Origin of the sequence: Burkholderia cepacia GG4 (genome assembly GCF_000292915.1) — a bacterium.
GTDB lineage: Bacteria > Pseudomonadota > Gammaproteobacteria > Burkholderiales > Burkholderiaceae > Burkholderia > Burkholderia cepacia_D.
On the sequence record NC_018514.1, the window covers coordinates 2444286 to 2461869 of the forward strand.

Below are 17584 nucleotides of genomic sequence, written 5' to 3' on the forward strand. Positions count from 1 at the left end.
TCACGCGCGCCCTTCGAAGCCGAGCAGCACGTTCACCGCGTTGATACCGATTTCCTCGACCATGTAGCCGCCTTCCATCACGAACAGCGTCGGCAGGTTCAGGCGCGCGAGCGCTTCGCCGATCCGCAGGTAGTCGGGCGAGCGCAGCTTGAAATGGCTGATCGGGTCGTGCTCGAACGTGTCGACGCCGAGCGACACGACGAGCAGGTCGGGCGCGTGCTTCGCGATCGCGGCCGTGGCGTGGCCGAGCGCCGCCGAGTAGGTGTCCCACTGCGTACCCTTCGGCAGCGGCAGGTTCAGGTTGAAGCCCTCGCCCGCGCCCGTGCCGCGCTCGTCCGCGTAGCCGGAGAAGTACGGATACGACACCGCCGGCTCGCCGTGCAGCGACGCGAACAGCACGTCCGAGCGGTCGTAGAAGATGTCCTGCGTGCCGTTGCCGTGGTGGAAGTCGACGTCGAGCACCGCGACACGCGCGGCACCGCTCGCGATGCCGTGCTGCGCGGCGATCGCCGCATTGTTCAGGTAGCAGTAGCCGCCCATGTACTCGCGGCCCGCGTGGTGGCCGGGCGGGCGGCACAGCGCGAACGCCGCGCGCGCGCCGCCGTTCGACAGCAAGTCGGCGCCGGTGAGCGCCGAGTTCGCGCTCGCACTCACCGCGTCCCACGTGCCGGCGTTGATCGGCGCACCGGCGTCCATCGCGAAGAAGCCGAGCTTGCCGTCGATGAAGTCGGGCAGCGTCGCCGCCGACGGCATCGCGCGCACCGGCCACACGAGCGGCAGCGCCTGGCAGGTACGGCCGGTCGCGGTCCATTCGTCCCATGCGCCGGCAAGGAAGTCGACATAGCGCGCGCTGTGCGCGCCGGCATAGCTCGCGCGGTCGAACGCGCGCGGCGCGATTACGTCGCCGAGGCCGGCCGCGCGGACCTGCGCGAGCACCGTTTCGGCGCGAAGGGGGTTCTCGAACGAATCAGTGATCGCGCCGTCCTTCAGTTCGACGCCGCGATGCAGATGGTGATCGCTGCTGTAGACCGTGAGCATGGTTGACCGTTGCAGTGAAGGCTGTGAGGGGTGGCAACAGTCTATTGAGGCCGGCCGGCAATAACTTTGCTTTTCACCTCTTCGTTTCATACAATTTTGAGAAAACCGTCTACGGAGACCCTGGAATGAGCAAAAATCGCGCTTCGGCGGAACTGGACGGCGTCGATCGCGCGATGCTCCGCCTGCTGCAGGAAGACGGCGCGCTGTCCAACGCGACGCTCGGCGAACGGCTGTCGCTGAGCGTCACGCCGTGCTGGCGGCGGCGCAAGCGGCTCGAGGACGAAGGCGTGATCACCGGCTACCAGGCGAACCTCGACCGCCGCGCGCTCGGGATGAACGTGTTCGCGTTCGTGCAGGTCACGTTCAACATGCACTCGGACCAGGATTCGGATCACTTCGAGGACGTGATGCGGCGCCACGACGAAGTGACGTCGTGCCACAAGATCACCGGCGCGGCCGACTACATCCTGCAGGTCGTCGCCACAGATCTCGATGCGTATGCGGAATTCGTCGAACGCGTGCTGCGCAAGCAGGCCGGCGTGTCGTCGATCCAGTCGAGCCTCGCGCTGCGCGAGGTCAAGTTCTCGTCGCGCGTGCCGGTGTCGGATGCGTGATCGTTCATGCGCCCACGCACGGACACCCACTGTCGACCTTCATCCCATGGAGCGCTACCGTATGAAACATTTCATTCCTTCCGCGTCGCTTGCCGCCGCGATCGCTCTCGTATTTGCATTGGGCGCGTGCGCGACGCAACCGCCTACCCCGCTCCCGCCCGATGTCGCCGGGCAGGACACGCAGGGCGCACAGACTGCCCAGGCCGCCCCGCCGATGGTCGGCGGCGATCGCGACGCGCACGGCTGCATCGGCTCGGCGGGCTACGCATGGTGCGAGCAGACGCAGCAATGCGAGCGTCCGTGGGAACTCGCGAAGGCGCGTGGCTTCGCGAATTCGGCGCAGGGGTACGAGCAGTTCTGCCGGAACGGCGCAGCGAAGTGAAGTGATGTGACCGGGTCGCGGTGCAACGCCGCGGCTCGATGAAGTGCAAGCACGACGGGCGACATGCCCGTCGCGCGCGTTTCGCCCCGCTGATGCCGGCCGTTTTTCCCGTTTCGCACACCGTCATTCCGGAAACCCGGACACGCAAAAAACCCCACGAAAACAAGGATATTCCGAGCGAGCGACACCGCAATCGAGTTCGGTTATATTACGCGCCCCTTGCCATCCCGCCCCCACGGAACGCATTGCGCGCGGCCGCTTTCGACGCGGTCCGACGCGCCGTCCGGCTTGGCCTGCGGCAAGGGCCTGCGCGCTCGTCGCACGACCGTGAAGCCTGCGATTGCATGAGTGCATGAAGCCGATCCGAAGGTGTCCTTCGCAACGGCTTCGCGTGCGCACATGCAACGGCGAACGCGGTCGATCCGGAATTCCGGATTCGCGGTCCGGATCTCCGGATACACACGCCGAGTGCGATTTCGCATCGGCCGGGCGGGATGGCAAACCGATGCATCCAAGTTGAAAAAGGGATCTGCTGTGATCAAAACGTTACGGGTAATACTGTCGGCGCTCGCGCTGTGCGTCGCCGCGTCGTCCGCGCACGCCGCCGACACGAAAAAGGTCGACGTCGTGCTGGTGGGCGGCGGCATCATGAGCTCGACGCTCGGCGTCTGGCTGCACGAGCTTCAGCCTGACTGGTCGATGACGATGGTCGAGCGCCTCGACGGCGTCGCGCTGGAAAGCTCGAACGGCTGGAACAACGCGGGCACCGGCCACTCGGCGCTCGCCGAACTGAATTACACGCCGGAGAAGGCGGACGGCAAGATCGACATCTCGAAGGCGATCGAGATCAACGAGTCGTTCCAGATCTCGCGCCAGTTCTGGGCCTGGCAGGTCAGGCAGGGCGTGCTGAAGAACCCGCACTCCTTCATCAACTCGACGCCGCACATGAGCTTCGTGTGGGGCGACGACAACGTCCGCTTCCTGAAGAAGCGCTACGACGCGCTGCAGGCGAGCCCGCTGTTCCGCGGGATGCAGTATTCGCAAGACTACGACCAGATCAAGCAGTGGGTGCCGCTGATGATGGAAGGCCGCGACCGCAACCAGAAGGTGGCGGCAACGTGGACGCCGATCGGCACCGACGTGAACTTCGGCGAGATCACGCGCCAGTTCGTCGGCTACCTGAAGACCCAGCCGAACTTCACGCTGTCGCTGTCGAGCGAAGTGCGCGAGATCTCGCGCAATGCGGACGGCACGTGGCACGTGTCGTGGGTCAAACTGCATTCGGATGAACCGCCGCAGGCCGTCGACGCGAAGTTCGTGTTCATCGGCGCGGGCGGCGGTGCGCTGCACCTGCTGCAGGCGTCGGGTATCCCCGAGGCGAAGGACTACGGCGCGTTCCCGGTCGGCGGCTCGTTCCTCGTGACCGACAACCCCGAGGTCGTGAAGCGGCATCTCGCGAAGGCGTACGGCAAGGCGTCGGTCGGCTCGCCGCCGATGTCGGTGCCGCACCTCGACACGCGCATCATCGACGGCAAGAAGATCATCCTGTTCGGGCCGTTCGCGACGTTCTCGACCAAGTTCCTGAAGAACGGTTCCTACTTCGACCTCGCGAAGAGCACCAACCTGCACAACGTCGCGCCGATGATGCGCGTGGGCGTCGACGAATTCCCGCTGGTCCAGTACCTGGCCGGCCAGCTGATGCTGTCCGACGACGACCGCTTCAACGCGCTGAAGGAATATTTCCCGGACGCGAAGAAGGAAGACTGGCGCCTGTGGCAGGCTGGCCAGCGCGTGCAGATCATCAAGCGCGACCCGAAGAAGGGTGGCGTACTGAAGCTCGGCACCGAAATCGTCAGCTCGCAGGACGGCAGCATCGCGGGCCTGCTCGGCGCATCGCCGGGTGCGTCGACGGCCGCGCCGATCATGCTGAACCTGATGCAGAAGGTGTTCAAGGACAAGGTCGCGACGCCCGAGTGGCAGCAGAAAATCCGCCAGATCGTGCCGAGCTACGGCACGAAGCTGAACGACAGCCCGGCGAAGGTCGTTGAAGAATGGACCTACACGAGCGACGTGCTGCAGTTGTCGCCGCCGCCGAAGATCGACATGGCGACGCCGGCGCAGGCCACCAGCCCGGCCCCGGCACGCCCCGCGAAGGCGTCGGCCGACATGGCGCTGTAACGCGTCCGGCCCCGCTTCGCCGCATCGCACGGCCGCCCTCCGGGGCGGCCGTTTTTCATCGCGGATGCGGGGGGCGCCGTGTGCGTCGTCCGGTGGGCGGCGTCGCAGGCTGCTGCGCTGCCGGTCGCAGCGATGCCGGTCCTTCGCTACCGGTTGTCCCGTTGCCGGTCGGACCGATGCCATCGCACCGCAGCCGATCGCCCCGGCCGCTCGCCCGCTGCGGGTTGTCCGCTGTCGGCCGCGCTCTGCCGGTCGTCCCCAGCAGGCTCCCCGCTACCGGTCCTACGCTACCAGCCACCTGCTACCGGCCGTCCCGTAGCCGGTCGCACCGATGTCGTCGCACCGCAGCCGATCGCACCGGCCGCTCGCCCGCTGCGGGTTGTCCGCTGTCGGCCGCGCTCTGCCGGTCGTCCCCAGCCGGCTACCCGCCACCGGTCCTCCGCTGCCGCCCCCGCATCCGCTAGAATTGCGGGCACGCGCGACGCTGTCGCCACCCGATCCACCATCCGCATCGACGCGGTCCACGCGACCGCCGGTGCGGCCCGCGCCCGAGCCGCGCGAGCGCCGCACCTCGTTGCTGCGCCCGCCCGGGCGCGCCATCAACCGAATTCAGCTGGAGAAAGACCGTGTTTACTTGCCGAAACCAGAGCTGCGGCACGCAGTGGGAGCAGTCCGACGTCGTCATCAAGGACGAAGGCCAGGGGCTGCTGTTCCGCTGCCCGCTGTGCGGCGCGCGCAACTACCTCGAGCGCTTCGAGGACGATGAAGGCAACGTCGTCTATGAACAGATGGAAGGCAAGCCTTACCTCGGAGACCTCTCCTGACATGACCCAACCGACCACCACGCCCTTCAGCGCGCTGCCGCTGACGCCCGCCACGCTCGCCAACCTCGCGCAGCTCGGCTATGTCGACATGACGCCGATCCAGGCCGCGAGCCTGCCGATCGCGCTGGCCGGCCAGGACCTGATCGCGCAGGCGAAGACGGGCAGCGGCAAGACCGCCGCGTTCTCGCTCGCGCTGCTGGCGCGCCTCGACACACGCAGCTTCGACGTGCAGGCGATGATCCTGTGCCCGACGCGCGAGCTTGCCGACCAGGTCGCGCAGGAAGTGCGCCGCCTCGCGCGTGCCGAGGAGAACGTGAAGGTACTGACGCTGTGCGGCGGCACGCCGATGCGCCCGCAGGCGCAGAGCCTCGAACACGGCGCGCACATCGTCGTCGGCACGCCGGGCCGCATCATGGATCACCTCGACCGAGGTAACCTGAAGCTCGACACGCTGAACACGCTGGTGCTCGACGAAGCCGACCGGATGCTCGACATGGGCTTCTTCGACGACATCGCGAAGGTCGCGCGGATGTGCCCGACGACGCGCCAGACGCTGCTGTTCTCCGCGACCTATCCCGACGGCATCGCGAAGCTGAGCCAGCAGTTCCTGCGCAACCCGAAGGAAATCAAGCTTCAGGAGCGCCACGACGACAGCAAGATCCGCCAGCGCTTCTATGAAGTGACCGAGAACGAGCGGCTGCACGCAGTCGGCCAGTTGCTGAACCACTTCCGGCCGGTGAGCACGATCGCGTTCTGCAACACGAAGCAGCAGTGCCGCGACCTGCTCGACGTGCTGCATGCGCAGGGCTTCCATGCGCTCGCGCTGCACGGCGAGCTCGACCAGCGCGAACGCGACCAGGTCCTGATCCAGTTCGCGAACCGCAGCTGCTCGGTGCTGGTGGCGACCGACGTCGCCGCGCGCGGGCTCGACATCGCGCAGCTCGAAGCCGTGATCAACGTCGACGTGACGCCCGACCCGGAAGTGCACGTGCACCGCATCGGCCGCACCGGCCGCGCGGACCAGGACGGCTGGGCGCTGAGCCTCGCGAGCATGGACGAGATGGGCCGCGTCGGCGGGATCGAACAGGCGCAGAAGCGCGAAGTCGAATGGCATCCGCTCGCCGAGCTGACGCCGGCCGGCAACGACACGCTGCTGCCGCCGATGGAAACGCTGCAGATCCTCGGCGGGCGCAAGGACAAGATCCGCCCGGGCGACGTGCTCGGCGCGCTCACCGGCGACGCCGGGTTCGACGGCAAGCAGATCGGCAAGATCAACGTGACCGAGTTCTCGACCTATGTCGCGATCGAGCGCGGCGTCGCACACGACGCGCTGCGCAAGCTCAATGCGGGCAAGATCAAGGGCAAGCGGGTCAAGGTCCGGTTGATGGACGAAGAGTAACGCCGTGATGCCGGACGGGCGCGCCGCAACGCTTACACAGCGCGCCCGCCCAGCATCGCCAGATACTGCTGTACCGCTCCCCATTCCCCGCCGATCCGGCTGAGCACGACGAGTTCGGAACCCGGCACGCTGCCGGTGAGTTTCCGGTAGACGATGTTCGGCGCCGCGATCCGGCTGAGCGGCGCCGGCACCAGCGCCACGCCGAGACCGGCCCCCGTCAACGCCAGCACGGACAGCGTGCTGCTCACCTTGTGCGCGATGTGCGGCGTCTTGCCGAGCACCCGCCGCAGGATCGCCAGCTGCCCTTCGTCGTCGCCGTCGGCGGCATAGAAAATGAACGGCTCGTCCGCGAGCGCCGCGACGCTCACCGAGCGCCGCTTCGCGAGCGGATGCCGGTCGCTCATCATCACGTCCCACGCCCAGCTACCGACCGTCCGCACGGCCAGCTTCGCCTCGACGTCCGTGCCGAAGGCCGGGCAATAGCCAATGTCGAGCCGGCCGGCGAGGATCGCGTCCTGCTGCGCGGCCGGCGCCATTTCGTGCAGGTCGAGCGCCACGTTCGGCCAGGCCGCGTGAAACGCGATCAAGTCGTCGGACAGCCGCCCGGTCGCGACCGCATTGCCGACGAAGCCGATCCGCACCACGCCCGTCTCGCCGCGCGCCGCGCGCTGCACCACCGTCTTCGTGCGCTCGGCCTGTTCGAGCGTGCGCCGTGCTTCGGTCACGAGCAGCCGGCCGGCGTCGGTCAGCGCCACCTTGCGCGTGCTGCGCTCGAACAGCGCGGTTCCCAGTTCGTCCTCGAGCGCGCGGATCTGCGCGCTCAGCGCGGGCTGCACGATATGCAGCCGCTCCGCCGCCCGGCCGAAATGCCCCTCTTCGGCAACCGCGAGGAAGTAACGCAAATGACGAAGGTCCATACGGTCGATTGATCACCACAAACGATTAATCCTGAAATTTAATCTATTGGAATGAAAAATCAACCACGCGCATCCTGATGGACATCCGCTGCGACGCAGCGAACTTTCACAGGAGCCCGATCATGTCCGGCCGCAACCGCATCGATGTCCACCAGCATGTCGTCCCGCCGTTCTGGGCCGACGCCCTGCCCGCGCACGGCGGCGATCCGTCCGGCTGGGGTAGCCCCACCTGGAGCCCGGAAGCCGCGCTCGCGTTCATGGATTCGCTGGAGATCCAGACCGGCGTGCTGTCGCTGACCGCGCCGGGCGTGCAGGGCTGGAACGGCCAGGCGAAGCGCGACATGGCGCGTCAGGTGAACGAATACGTGGCCGGCCTCGTCGCGCAATGGCCGACCCGCTTCGGCAACTTCGCGACGCTGCCGCTGCCTGACGTCGACGGCGCGCTCGCCGAAATCGACCATGCGTTCGACGCGCTGAACGCCGACGGTGTCGTGCTGCTCAGCAACTACGGCGGCGTCTATCTCGGCGATGCGGCATTCGAACCCGTCTGGGACGCACTCGATCGCCGCCACGCGGTGGTGTTCATTCATCCGGCCAAGCCCGCGATCGACGTATTGCCGGGGATGCCCGGCCCACTGCTCGACTACCCGTTCGATACGACGCGCACCGCGTTGCAGCTCGTGCTCAACGGCGTGGTCGCGCGCCACCCGAACGTGCGCATCATCCTGTCGCACGCCGGCGGCTTCCTGCCGTACACCGCGTACCGCTTTGCCGAACTCGCGCCGGGCGTGCGCAACGACGTGCCGGATCGCGACGGGCTGCTCGACCTGCTGCGCACGTTCTACTTCGATACCGCGCTGTCGTCGCCGTCGGCGCTGCCGAGCCTCACGGCGTTCGCGCAATCCGACCGCGTGCTGTACGGCAGCGACTTCCCGTACGCGCCGCCGTCGGTCAGCACGTCGTTCACCGCGGCGCAGGATGCGTATGCCGCGCTGGACGCCGGCCGCCACACCGCACTCAACCGTTCGAACGCACTGCCGCTGTTCCCGCGGCTCGCCGCACTCGCGCGGTAACGCACGATGAAGTGCCGCGTGACGCCCCGCGACGACGGCGTCACGCGCGCAACCGGCCGTCGGCCATCCGCGCTGCGCCGCGCCTTCAGAACGGGATGACGGCCTTCGCCCACACGGCCTCGCCGGCCGGCCGGTTGCGCACGAAGAACTCCTTCACGACGCGCGCCTCCAGACTGACCTTGCCGAACTGGTAACGGAAACCGGGCCCGATCGCGAACACCTGTCCGCGAAAACCGTCGCCCGCGGCCGGCTGCCCGTTCTGCATGTCGTCGGTGGTCTGCTTGACGAAGTAGCCCGACAGCCCGACACGCGCCTTGGGCGTGACCGCATAGCTCGCCGAGTAGTCGATGTGGAACAGGTTCCCCGAGTGGTAATGGGTGTCGTTGTTCGGCGAATTGAAGCTGTAGGTCATCTTCGCGGACAGCTCGACCTTGTCGTTCGGCAGCCACGACACGCCGAACACCGGCCGCGCGGTGTAGTAGTTCTTGCCGGTGTTCAGCGCAGCATGCGCGTCGTACTGCCCGGTCGGAAACACGAACTCGATCGCCGCGACGGTGCGCAGCGCGCCCGAGCCCCAGGCGATCAGCGCGGGGCTGACGATCAGGTCGCCGAGATTGGTGCGGTCGAACGACGCGCCGCCCGCATCCAGCGCCAAATGCTCCATCGGCAGCACCGCATACGCGCCGTAGCGCCCGCCGAGCACCGACAGGTTCGACATCCAGACCACGCGCGGAATCAGCACGTCGGCATCGAGCTTGAAACCCGGCACCGCGCCATTACCGTGCGAATCGTTGAAGCGCGGCGCATGGTAATGCGTGTAGTACAGCAACGCGTACAGCCCGGCTGGCGGCAGCGCACCGGCGAAGAACGCTTCCGCGCCCTCGCCGATCGTGTCGCCGCCGCCCTCCGTCGCCCATGCACCGGTGCTCAACGCCATGCCCGCGCACGCGGCGAGCGAGACCACTCCGAATGCAGCCTTTCGTTTCATCGATGTCTCCAATCTTTGTTCTACTGATTTGATTTCTTGTGGTTGTCCTGCGCTGCCTGTCCTGCCGATACGTTACTCGTTGAAGTGCTCGATCACGAGCCGATTGAAGCGGGCCGCATGCTCGATCTGCGTCCAGTGCCCGCAGCGGCCGAACACGTGCAGCTGCGCGTTCGGCAGCAGCTCGAGCAGCTTCGTCGAGCTTTCGAGCGGAATCACGCGATCCTCGCGCCCGTGGACGATCAGCGTGTCGTGCGTCAGCGCGCGCAGTTTCGCGTCGTCGCTCGCGAGCGCGTCGACCCAGCGCTGGCGCGGCGCGGGAAACATGTTCGCGAACGCCTCCTGGTAGCCGGGCCGCACGCTCGCGTCGTAGCGCAGCTTCGCGAGATCGTCGTTCACGAGCGTGCGATCGAACGCGAAGATGTCCAGCAGGCCGCGCATGTTCGCGATCGACGGCGTGTAGCCCCACACGGCGTCGAGCCCTTCGGTCAGCGTGAAGCGCGTGCCCGCCGCGCCCATCAGCACCAGCCGCCCGACCCGATCGGGTGCGCGGATCGCCAGCGCGAGCGCCAGTGCGCCGCCGAACGAATTGCCGATCACGTGCGCGCGTTCGACGCCGAGCGCATCGAGCAGGCCGAGCGCGTGATCGACCCAGTTGTCCATCGAATACGCGTAGCCGCGCGGCCGTTCGGTTTCGCCGAATCCGGCCATGTCCGGCGCGATCACGCGAAACTGCGTGGCGAGCGCGGGCATCGTGAGCCGCCAGTTCGCGTAGGCCGTGACGCCCGGCCCCGAGCCGTGGATCAGCAGCACGGGCGGCCCGTCGCCAAGGTCGTGATAGTTGGTGTCGAGCCCCCCGGCGATGATCCGGCGGCCCAGTTCAGGATTGGTTGACATGACGCTCCTCCAGTCGATATCGATGACGCGCGGCGCGTCAGCGCCCGCGCTTTTTCGCGCTCTGCCCGCCGATCCCGAAATGCGCTTTCGGCATCTCGGTGATGATCACGCGCACCGATTCGACCGGTGCGTCGAGCGAGCGATGGATGGCTTCGGTGACCTCGGCGATCAGGCGTTCCTTCTTGTCGTCGTCACGGCCTTCCAGGATGTACAGATGTGCTACCGGCACGATGGCCTCCCGTTACGTTCGGAACGTTCAGATGAATCGCAGGCCGACCGAGCCGATGTCCTGCACGCGCAGCGTCACGCTGTCGCCGGCTTCGACGGCCACGGCTTCCGTGATGCCGCCCGACAGGATCAGGCTGCCCGCCGGAATCGATTCGCCGCGCGCGCCCAGGTGATTCGCGAGCATCGCGATCGCGGCGGCCGGATGCCCGAGCACCGCCGCGCCGGCACCGAACGCGACCGGTAGCCCGTTCTTCTCGAGCACGATGCCGAGCGTGCGCAGGTCGACGCCCTCGACCGCCAGCGGGCGGCCGCCGACGACGAAGCGCGCGGCCGACGTGTTGTCGGCCACCACGCTCTTCAGGTCGAACTTGAAATCGCGATAGCGGCTGTCGATCACCTCGATCCCGGCGACGACGAAGTCGGTCGCCGCAAGCACCGCGCCGATATGGCAGCCGGGCCCCGTCAGTTCGGCCTTCGTCACGAACGCGATCTCCGGTTCCACCTTCGGATGGATCAGCGCGGCCGTGTCGCATTCGCCGCCGTCGGGCAGGTCGTAAATGTCAGTCAGAAAGCCGAACACGGGTGTGTCGACGCCCATCTGCCGCATCTTCGCGTGCGACGTCAGGCCGGCCTTGTAGCCGACGATCCGCGCGCCGCGCGCGAGCTGCCGGCGGCGCATCGTGTCCTGAACCGCGTACGCGTCGTCCCAGTCCATCTCCGGATGACGGTCGGTGATCTTCGGCGTGTCGCGCGCCTCGCGCATGCAGTCGTCGAGATGCGCGGCAAGCGACTCTATCGTTTCGGTCGACAGGTTCATGCGGCCTCCCGCTTCGCTTGCGCCGCGCGCGCCTTCGCGAGCGTCAGCGCGGTGTCCTCGATCATGTCCTCCTGCCCGCCAACCATGCCGCGCCGACCGAGCTCGACGAGGATGTCACGGGCCGGAATCCCGTACTTTTCGCCCGCGCGCTTCGCGAACAGCAGGAACGAGCCGTACACGCCCGCATAGCCGAGCGTCAGCGCGTCGCGGTCGATGCGGATCGGGAAGTCCATCATCGGCACGACGAGATCCTCCGCGACGTCCTGGATCTTCCACACGTCGACGCCGGTCTCGATGCCCATTCGCTCGCAGACGGCGACGAACACTTCAAGCGGCGTGTTGCCCGCGCCGGCGCCGAGCCCGGCCGCCGCACCGTCGATCCGGTTCGCACCGGCCTCGATCGCGGCGATCGAGTTCGCGACGCCCATCGCGAGGTTGTGGTGACCGTGAAAGCCGAGTTCGGTCGCCGGCTGCAGCGCGTCGCGCACCGCGCCCAGGCGCGCCTTCACGTCGTCGGGCAGCATGTAGCCGGCCGAATCGGTGATGTAGATGCAGTTCGCGCCGTACGACTCCATCAGCTTCGCCTGCTTCACGAGTCCTTCCGGGCTGTTCATGTGGCTCATCATCAGGAAGCCGACGGTATCCATGTCGAGCTTGCGCGCCATCGTGATGTGCTGCTCGGACACGTCCGCCTCGGTACAGTGCGTCGCGACGCGGATCGTATGCACGCCGAGCGCGTGCGCTTCCTTCAGGTGGTCGACGGTGCCGATGCCCGGCAGCAGCAGCGCCGACACCTTCGCCCGCTTCAGCAGCGGGATCACCGCGCCGAGGTATTCCGCGTCGGTATGCGCGGGAAAGCCGTAGTTCACCGACGAGCCGCCGAGGCCGTCCCCGTGCGTGACTTCGATCAGCGGCACGCCGGCCGCGTCGAGCCCGCTCGCGATCGAGCGCATCTGGTCGAGCGTCATCTGGTGACGCTTCGGGTGCATGCCGTCACGCAGCGTCATGTCGTGGACGGTGATTCGTTTGCCTTTGAGATTCATTGCCATTCCTTTTCGTGCGGTCGTGGAGGTCGCGTCGACGGGCATCAGGCTGCTGCCTGCGCGGCCGACGCCAGCGTGAGGCGGCCGGCCAGCAGTTCCTCGGCGAACATCTCGGCCGTGCGCGCGGCGGCGGCCGTCATGATGTCGAGGTTGCCGGCATATTTCGGCAGGTAGTCGCCGAGGCCCTCGACCTCGAGATAGACCGACACGCGGTTGCCGTCGAACACCGGCCCGTTGACGAGCCGGTAGCCCGGCACGTAGCGCTGCACGTCGGTGATCATCGCGTGCACCGATTCGACGATGCGCCCTTCGTCGGGCGTGCTCTCCGTCAGGCAATGCACGGTGTCGCGCATGATCAGCGGCGGATCGGCCGGGTTGATCACGATGATCGCCTTGCCCTCTTTCGCGCCGCCGACCTGCGCAACGGCCGCGGCCGTCGTGCGCGTGAATTCGTCGATGTTCTTGCGGGTGCCGGGGCCGACCGAGCGCGACGACACGGTCGCGACGATCTCGCCGTATGCGACCGGCTGCACGCGCGAAATCGCGCGCACCATCGGAATCGTCGCCTGGCCGCCGCACGTGACCATGTTCACGTTCATCTCGCCGGAGCCGATGTGGTCCTTCAGATTGACGGGCGGCACGCAGTACGGGCCGATCGCGGCCGGCGTCAGGTCGATCATCAGCACGCCGAGCGCGTTGAGCTTGCGGCTGTTCTCCGCGTGGACATACGCGCTCGTCGCGTCGAACGCAATCTGCACGCCGTCGGCCTGCACGTGCGGCAGCAGGCCGTCGACGCCGTCGGCGGTGGTCTTGAGGCCGAGTTCTCGGGCGCGCTTCAGGCCGTCGGAATCGGCATCGATGCCGACCATCCACACGGGTTCGAGCACGGGGCTGCGCATCAGCTTGGCGAGCAGGTCGGTACCGATGTTGCCAGGGCCGATCAGCGCGCAACGGATCTTTCGGGTCATGGGGTATTCCTCGTTTGCGTGGAAATGGGAACGGACGGCGCTCACGCGAACCGCACCGAACACGCGCCGATCCCGCCGATCGACACGCGGAAGTTGTCGCCGGGTCCGACCGGCGCCATCGCGGCGAGCGCGCCGGACAGGATCACTTCGCCGGCCTTCAGCGGAATGCCGAGGCGGCCGAGCGTATTGGCGAGCCACGCGACCGCGTTCACCGGCGAGCCGAGCGCGGCCGCGCCGGCACCGGTGCCGATCACGTCGCCGTTTTTCTCGAGCACCATCCCGCAGGTCGACAGATCGACGCTGTGCATGCTCACCGCGCGGTCGCCGAGCACGAACACGCCGCACGACGCGTTGTCGGCCACCGTGTCGCCGATCCGGATCTTCCAGTCGCGGATGCGCGAATCGACGATCTCGAAGCACGGCATCACGCATTCGGTCGCCGCCAGCACCATCGCGTTCGTCACGCCCGGGCCGAGCAGGTCGCGTTTCAGCACGAACGCGATCTCGCCTTCGGCCTTCGGCTGGATCAGCGTGTCGAGCGCGATGCACGCGCCCTCGCCGTGCACCATGCCGGACAGCAGGTAGCCGAAGTCGGGCTGGTAGACGCCGAGCATGTCCATCACCGCCTTCGACGTGACGCCGATCTTCTTGCCGATGACGGTCTCGCCGGCGTCCAGGCGGCGCTGCACGAAGCGCTGCTGGATCCGGTACGCGTCGTCGACCGACAGGTCCTCATGCTGCGACGTCAGCGGCGCGACGGGCACGCGCGATGTCATCGCGTCGTACAGCCGGTCGCCCAGCGTGGTAATCAACGTGGATTCCATAAGAATGTTCCGGTCAGTAACGGGTGGGTCAGAGCTTGATGCAGACGTTGCGGAGTTCCGTGTAGAACTCGAGCGAATGCACGCCGCCTTCGCGGCCGATGCCCGATTGCTTCGCGCCGCCGAACGCGGTACGCAGGTCGCGCAGGAACCATGAGTTGACCCACGCGATGCCGACGTCGATCGACGCCGCGACGCGATGCGCGCGCGACAGGTTGGTCGTCCAGATCGCGGTCGACAGCCCGTACGCATTCGCGTTCGCGCGGCCGATCACCTCGGCTTCGGAATCGAACGGCATCACGAGCGTGCACGGCCCGAAGATCTCGTCGCGCGCGATCGGCGAATCGTCGCCGAGGCCGGTCCAGATCGTCGGCTGCACCCACGCGCCGCCGCGCAGGTCGTCCGGCATGTCGGGCACGCCGCCACCCGTCACGACCGTCGCGCCGAGCTCGGCCGCCTTGCGGTAGTACGACAGCACCTTGTCGCGATGCGCCTGGCTGATCAGCGGGCCCAGGCCGGTCGACTCGGCCTCCGGGCGGCCGGGCCGCAGCTGCTCGGCGCCGGCCTTCAGTGCGGCGACGAAGCGCTCGAACAGCGGCCGCTCGACATACACGCGCTCGGTGCCGAGGCAAACCTGCCCCGCGTTCGCGAAGCACGAGCGCAACGTGCTCTCGACGGCTGCGTCGAAATCACAATCGGCGAACACGATCGCCGCGTTCTTGCCGCCCATCTCGAGACTGACGGGGCGCGCACCGTCGGCCGCGGCCTTCATGATGGCCGCGCCGGTGCGCGTCTCGCCGGTGAACGTGATCGCGTTCACGCCCGGATGCGTCGTCAGGAATTCGCCGGCCGAGCCCGGCCCGAAGCCGTGCACGACGTTGTAGACGCCGCGCGGCACGCCCGCCGCGTTCATCACTTCGCCGAGCAGCGCGGCCGTCTGCGGCGTCTCCTCCGACGGCTTCACGACCACCGTGTTGCCGCACGCGAGCGCGGGCCCGACCTTCCAGGTCATCAACAGCAGCGGCAGGTTCCACGGGCAGATCACGCCGACCACGCCGACCGGCCGACGGATGGCGTAGTTGAGCGCGCCCGCGCCGTCCGGCGTCGCCATTTCGAAGGTTTCGCCCGGCACGTTCTTCACCACGTCGGCGAACACCTTGAAGTTCGCGGCGCCGCGCGGGATGTCGATATGGCTCGCGAGGCTCACCGGCTTGCCGGTGTCGGCCACCTCCGCTTCGAGGAAATCGTCGAAGCGGCGCGTGATGCCGTCGGCCACGGCATACAGAAGCTCGACGCGCTGCGCGACGGTCAGGCCGCCCCACGGCCCCGCCAGCGCCGCGCGGGCCGCCTGTACCGCCGCGTCGACATCGGCGCGGCTCGCTTCGGCCACCCGGGCGATCAGCGCGTTGTCGAGCGGCGAATGCTTGTCGAACCAGCGTTCGCCCGCGCGATAGTCGCCGTCGATGAAGTTGCGGACGAGCCGCAGGTCCGGCTGCCCGCCGGCGGGGCCGCGTGTCGCGGCAATGGGTTCGGTGTCGTACATGATGTGTGTGCCGATAGTCGTGAATCCGTGATCCGTGGGTTTGTGAAGCGCGTTCGCGTGCCGTGTGTCATGGCCCGCCGAAGCCGGCCGCGGCGAGGCCCGCATGCGCGCATTGCTCGTCCTGCGCCTCGCTGCCGCCCGACACGCCGATGGCGCCGATCAACGCGCCGCCGTCGACGATCGGCAGCCCGCCGCCGAACGCGACGAAGCGCGGCCGCAGCACGAGGCCCTGCCGCACCGCGTCCGAGTGCGACGCCAGCGCGTCGTGCCACGCGCCGGTCGGCAAGCCGAAGCTGGCGGCCGTGTACGCCTTGTCGATCGCGATGTCGATCGAATGCAGCGGTGCGCCGGGCATGCGCACGAAGGCCGCGAGCAGCCCGGCCGCATCGACGACCGCGACGTTCACGCGCACGCCGAGCCGCTCGGCGGCCCCGGCCGCCGCCTGCGCCGCGCGCGACGCGGCTGGCCAGTCGATCGTGCGCAGGTCGATGCTCCGGTTCGTATCGTTTCGTTCCATGGCGCTGGGCTCCTTCCCGGGTCAGGTGTAGACCGTCGTGAACGCTTCGTTCAACTCGCCGGAGTGGAAGAAGATCCCGCGCCCGAGTTCCTCCTCGGTCCACGTCGTGACCGGGCGATCGGGCTGCGCGAGGTAGCCGAGCCCCGCGAACGTCTCGTTGCGGTTGCCGCTCGGATCGAAGAAATAGATGGTGGTGCCGCGCGTGATCCCGTGCCGCGTCGGCGCGACGTCGATCTTCACCTTGTTCTTCGCCATCACGTCGGCCGACTTCAGCACGTCGGCCCAGTCGTCGAGGAAGAACGCGATGTGATGCAGGCCGTTGCGCGGGCCGCCGACGAACGCGATGTCGTGCGGCGTGGTGCTGCGGAACATCCAGGTCGCGGCCTGGATCGTGTTGCCCGGGCCGACCATCACCTGTTCCGCCAGATGGAAGTCGAGACACTCGGCCATGAAGCGCGTGTTCTCCTCGACGCGGTTCACGCCGGCCTCCGGGTTCAGTTCGCACATCAGCAGGCAGTGGTCGAGCCAGTGCACGGCCGAGCCCGGAATGTCGTCGGGCCACGGATCGGGGTTCAGCGAGCCGACCGCGGTGCCCACCAGTTCCTTCTTCGCGAACAGTCGCAGCTCGTGCCCGCTCGGCAGCAGGAACCGCAATTGACGGCCGACCGCCGGCAGCGCGCCTTCGGGCAGCATCTCGGTCGCGATCCCGTACGCTTCGATGCGCCGCTGCAGCGTATCCAGATCGGCGTCGTGCTCGACCTTGTACGCGGCATGCTTGAGCCCCGCCTGGTCGGACGGCGACAGAATCAGCGAATACCTGTCCCATTCGTCCCAGCATTTCAGGTAGACGTTGCCTGCCGCGTCGCGCATCGTTTCCTGCATGCCGAGCACGCGTATGTAATGACGCAGCGCCGCTTCCATGTCCATCACCTTCAGACTGACATGACCAATACGCATCACACCCATGGTGAGTCTCCTCCTGGTTACTTGTTGATCGCCGGCGCGCCCGCACAGGCCGCGCCGCAGAAGAACGGTTTTTTCAGCCGGCCGGCCACTTCGAGTTCGACGTCGCCGTCCGGCACGACGCGGCACGCGAGCGCATAGCCGTCGTTCTCTTCCTCCGCGCTGACGTGTGCGCGGCTGACCGGCCCGAGCTTGCGCACCGCGCCGCGCAGCACGCGCACCTTGCACACGCCGCATCCGCCGTTCAGGCAGCCGACCGGAATGCCGCGCCGGCCGAGCTTCGCCATGCCGGCCAGCAACGACTCGCCGGACCTGCACGCATAGCGCTCGTCGGTCTGTGCGATCCTGACCGTCCCGCATACGCGGCCCGCGTCCAT

The 17584-nt window shown here is 67.7% G+C and carries 19 protein-coding genes; 6 read left to right on the forward strand and 13 right to left on the reverse strand.

The genetic code is table 11. The features are described from left to right. Positions 1–1038 carry a histone deacetylase family protein gene (locus GEM_RS26625; RefSeq protein ID WP_014900528.1) on the reverse strand — a complete coding sequence of 346 codons (1038 nt, stop codon included), beginning with the start codon at positions 1036–1038 and terminating at the stop codon, positions 1–3. Between the two features lie 125 nt (positions 1039–1163). Between GEM_RS26625 and GEM_RS26630 the strand changes: the two genes are divergently transcribed. The 5 genes from GEM_RS26630 to dbpA all read left to right on the forward strand — a co-directional run bounded on the left by GEM_RS26630 (position 1164) and on the right by dbpA (position 6435). After that, the gene (locus GEM_RS26630) at positions 1164–1652 is read left to right on the forward strand and encodes an Lrp/AsnC family transcriptional regulator (protein ID WP_014900529.1); all 489 of its coding nucleotides are present in this window, start codon (positions 1164–1166) and stop codon (positions 1650–1652) included. A 61-nt stretch (positions 1653–1713) separates the two neighbouring features. Then, on the forward strand, positions 1714–2034 hold the full coding sequence (locus tag GEM_RS26635) for a hypothetical protein (protein WP_014900530.1): 321 nt from the start codon (positions 1714–1716) through the stop codon (positions 2032–2034). Between the two features lie 516 nt (positions 2035–2550). Then, positions 2551–4212 carry a malate dehydrogenase (quinone) gene (mqo, locus tag GEM_RS26640; protein ID WP_187293260.1) on the forward strand — a complete coding sequence of 554 codons (1662 nt, stop codon included), beginning with the start codon at positions 2551–2553 and terminating at the stop codon, positions 4210–4212. A 626-nt stretch (positions 4213–4838) separates the two neighbouring features. After that, on the forward strand, positions 4839–5036 hold the full coding sequence (locus tag GEM_RS26645; RefSeq protein ID WP_014900532.1) for a hypothetical protein: 198 nt from the start codon (positions 4839–4841) through the stop codon (positions 5034–5036). Position 5037: 1 nt separating this feature from the next. After that, positions 5038–6435: an ATP-dependent RNA helicase DbpA gene (dbpA, locus tag GEM_RS26650; RefSeq protein ID WP_014900533.1), complete on the forward strand. Its 1398-nt coding sequence runs from the start codon at positions 5038–5040 to the stop codon at positions 6433–6435. Between the two features lie 32 nt (positions 6436–6467). Here the strand turns inward: dbpA and GEM_RS26655 are convergent, their stop codons facing one another. Continuing rightward, positions 6468–7352: a LysR substrate-binding domain-containing protein gene (locus tag GEM_RS26655; protein ID WP_014900534.1), complete on the reverse strand. Its 885-nt coding sequence runs from the start codon at positions 7350–7352 to the stop codon at positions 6468–6470. Between the two features lie 122 nt (positions 7353–7474). Here GEM_RS26655 and hndA point away from each other — a divergent pair, with 122 nt between their 5' ends. After that, positions 7475–8425, forward strand: coding sequence for a 2-hydroxy-1-naphthoic acid nonoxidative decarboxylase (gene hndA / locus GEM_RS26660; protein ID WP_014900535.1), 951 nt, complete (start codon positions 7475–7477; stop codon positions 8423–8425). An 85-nt stretch (positions 8426–8510) separates the two neighbouring features. On the opposite strand, the gene GEM_RS26665 is transcribed toward hndA, so the two are convergent. The 11 genes from GEM_RS26665 to GEM_RS26715 all read right to left on the reverse strand — a co-directional run bounded on the left by GEM_RS26665 (position 8511) and on the right by GEM_RS26715 (position 17584). After that, positions 8511–9413, reverse strand: a complete 903-nt coding sequence (locus tag GEM_RS26665) for a SphA family protein (protein WP_014900536.1) — start codon at positions 9411–9413, stop codon at positions 8511–8513. Positions 9414–9485: 72 nt separating this feature from the next. Then, complete coding sequence (locus GEM_RS26670) at positions 9486–10307, reverse strand: alpha/beta fold hydrolase (RefSeq protein ID WP_014900537.1); 822 nt, start codon at positions 10305–10307, stop codon at positions 9486–9488. 37 nt (positions 10308–10344) lie between these two features. Next, positions 10345–10536: a 2-hydroxymuconate tautomerase gene (locus GEM_RS26675; protein ID WP_014900538.1), complete on the reverse strand. Its 192-nt coding sequence runs from the start codon at positions 10534–10536 to the stop codon at positions 10345–10347. Between the two features lie 27 nt (positions 10537–10563). Continuing rightward, complete coding sequence (dmpH, locus tag GEM_RS26680) at positions 10564–11352, reverse strand: 2-oxo-3-hexenedioate decarboxylase (protein WP_014900539.1); 789 nt, start codon at positions 11350–11352, stop codon at positions 10564–10566. Beyond that, complete coding sequence (gene dmpG / locus GEM_RS26685) at positions 11349–12395, reverse strand: 4-hydroxy-2-oxovalerate aldolase (RefSeq protein ID WP_014900540.1); 1047 nt, start codon at positions 12393–12395, stop codon at positions 11349–11351. The genes dmpH and dmpG overlap by 4 nt, the downstream gene beginning before the upstream one ends. 44 nt (positions 12396–12439) lie before the next feature. Continuing rightward, the gene (locus GEM_RS26690; RefSeq protein WP_014900541.1) at positions 12440–13363 is read right to left on the reverse strand and encodes an acetaldehyde dehydrogenase (acetylating); all 924 of its coding nucleotides are present in this window, start codon (positions 13361–13363) and stop codon (positions 12440–12442) included. A gap of 41 nt (positions 13364–13404) precedes the next feature. Then, positions 13405–14187 (reverse strand): 2-oxopent-4-enoate hydratase, encoded by a 783-nt coding sequence (gene dmpE / locus GEM_RS26695; protein ID WP_014900542.1) that lies wholly within the window; start codon positions 14185–14187, stop codon positions 13405–13407. A gap of 28 nt (positions 14188–14215) precedes the next feature. After that, positions 14216–15727, reverse strand: coding sequence for a 2-hydroxymuconic semialdehyde dehydrogenase (locus tag GEM_RS26700; RefSeq protein WP_014900543.1), 1512 nt, complete (start codon positions 15725–15727; stop codon positions 14216–14218). Positions 15728–15794: 67 nt separating this feature from the next. Continuing rightward, a complete protein-coding gene (locus GEM_RS26705) occupies positions 15795–16244 on the reverse strand; it encodes a GlcG/HbpS family heme-binding protein (protein ID WP_014900544.1) in 450 nt (149 codons plus the stop codon). Positions 16245–16265: 21 nt separating this feature from the next. Then, positions 16266–17210 (reverse strand): catechol 2,3-dioxygenase, encoded by a 945-nt coding sequence (locus tag GEM_RS26710; RefSeq protein WP_014900545.1) that lies wholly within the window; start codon positions 17208–17210, stop codon positions 16266–16268. 17 nt (positions 17211–17227) lie between these two features. Beyond that, positions 17228–17584 (reverse strand): 2Fe-2S iron-sulfur cluster-binding protein, encoded by a 357-nt coding sequence (locus GEM_RS26715; RefSeq protein ID WP_014900546.1) that lies wholly within the window; start codon positions 17582–17584, stop codon positions 17228–17230.

What these genes read in the sequence shown, in the direction of transcription:
- dmpH (WP_014900539.1), bottom strand. Translation starts at nt 11,352, where the DNA reads ATGAACCTGTCGACCGAAACGATAGAGTCGCTTGCCGCGCATCTCGAC.
- GEM_RS26670 (WP_014900537.1), bottom strand. Translation starts at nt 10,307, where the DNA reads ATGTCAACCAATCCTGAACTGGGCCGCCGGATCATCGCCGGGGGGCTC.
- GEM_RS26655 (WP_014900534.1), bottom strand. Translation starts at nt 7,352, where the DNA reads ATGGACCTTCGTCATTTGCGTTACTTCCTCGCGGTTGCCGAAGAGGGG.
- dmpE (WP_014900542.1), bottom strand. Translation starts at nt 14,187, where the DNA reads ATGGAATCCACGTTGATTACCACGCTGGGCGACCGGCTGTACGACGCG.
- dmpG (WP_014900540.1), bottom strand. Translation starts at nt 12,395, where the DNA reads ATGAATCTCAAAGGCAAACGAATCACCGTCCACGACATGACGCTGCGT.
- GEM_RS26625 (WP_014900528.1), bottom strand. Translation starts at nt 1,038, where the DNA reads ATGCTCACGGTCTACAGCAGCGATCACCATCTGCATCGCGGCGTCGAA.
- GEM_RS26700 (WP_014900543.1), bottom strand. Translation starts at nt 15,727, where the DNA reads ATGTACGACACCGAACCCATTGCCGCGACACGCGGCCCCGCCGGCGGG.
- GEM_RS26705 (WP_014900544.1), bottom strand. Translation starts at nt 16,244, where the DNA reads ATGGAACGAAACGATACGAACCGGAGCATCGACCTGCGCACGATCGAC.
- GEM_RS26715 (WP_014900546.1), bottom strand. Translation starts at nt 17,584, where the DNA reads ATGGACGCGGGCCGCGTATGCGGGACGGTCAGGATCGCACAGACCGAC.
- GEM_RS26630 (WP_014900529.1), top strand. Translation starts at nt 1,164, where the DNA reads ATGAGCAAAAATCGCGCTTCGGCGGAACTGGACGGCGTCGATCGCGCG.
- GEM_RS26690 (WP_014900541.1), bottom strand. Translation starts at nt 13,363, where the DNA reads ATGACCCGAAAGATCCGTTGCGCGCTGATCGGCCCTGGCAACATCGGT.
- GEM_RS26710 (WP_014900545.1), bottom strand. Translation starts at nt 17,210, where the DNA reads ATGGGTGTGATGCGTATTGGTCATGTCAGTCTGAAGGTGATGGACATG.
- dbpA (WP_014900533.1), top strand. Translation starts at nt 5,038, where the DNA reads ATGACCCAACCGACCACCACGCCCTTCAGCGCGCTGCCGCTGACGCCC.
- GEM_RS26635 (WP_014900530.1), top strand. Translation starts at nt 1,714, where the DNA reads ATGAAACATTTCATTCCTTCCGCGTCGCTTGCCGCCGCGATCGCTCTC.
- hndA (WP_014900535.1), top strand. Translation starts at nt 7,475, where the DNA reads ATGTCCGGCCGCAACCGCATCGATGTCCACCAGCATGTCGTCCCGCCG.
- GEM_RS26665 (WP_014900536.1), bottom strand. Translation starts at nt 9,413, where the DNA reads ATGAAACGAAAGGCTGCATTCGGAGTGGTCTCGCTCGCCGCGTGCGCG.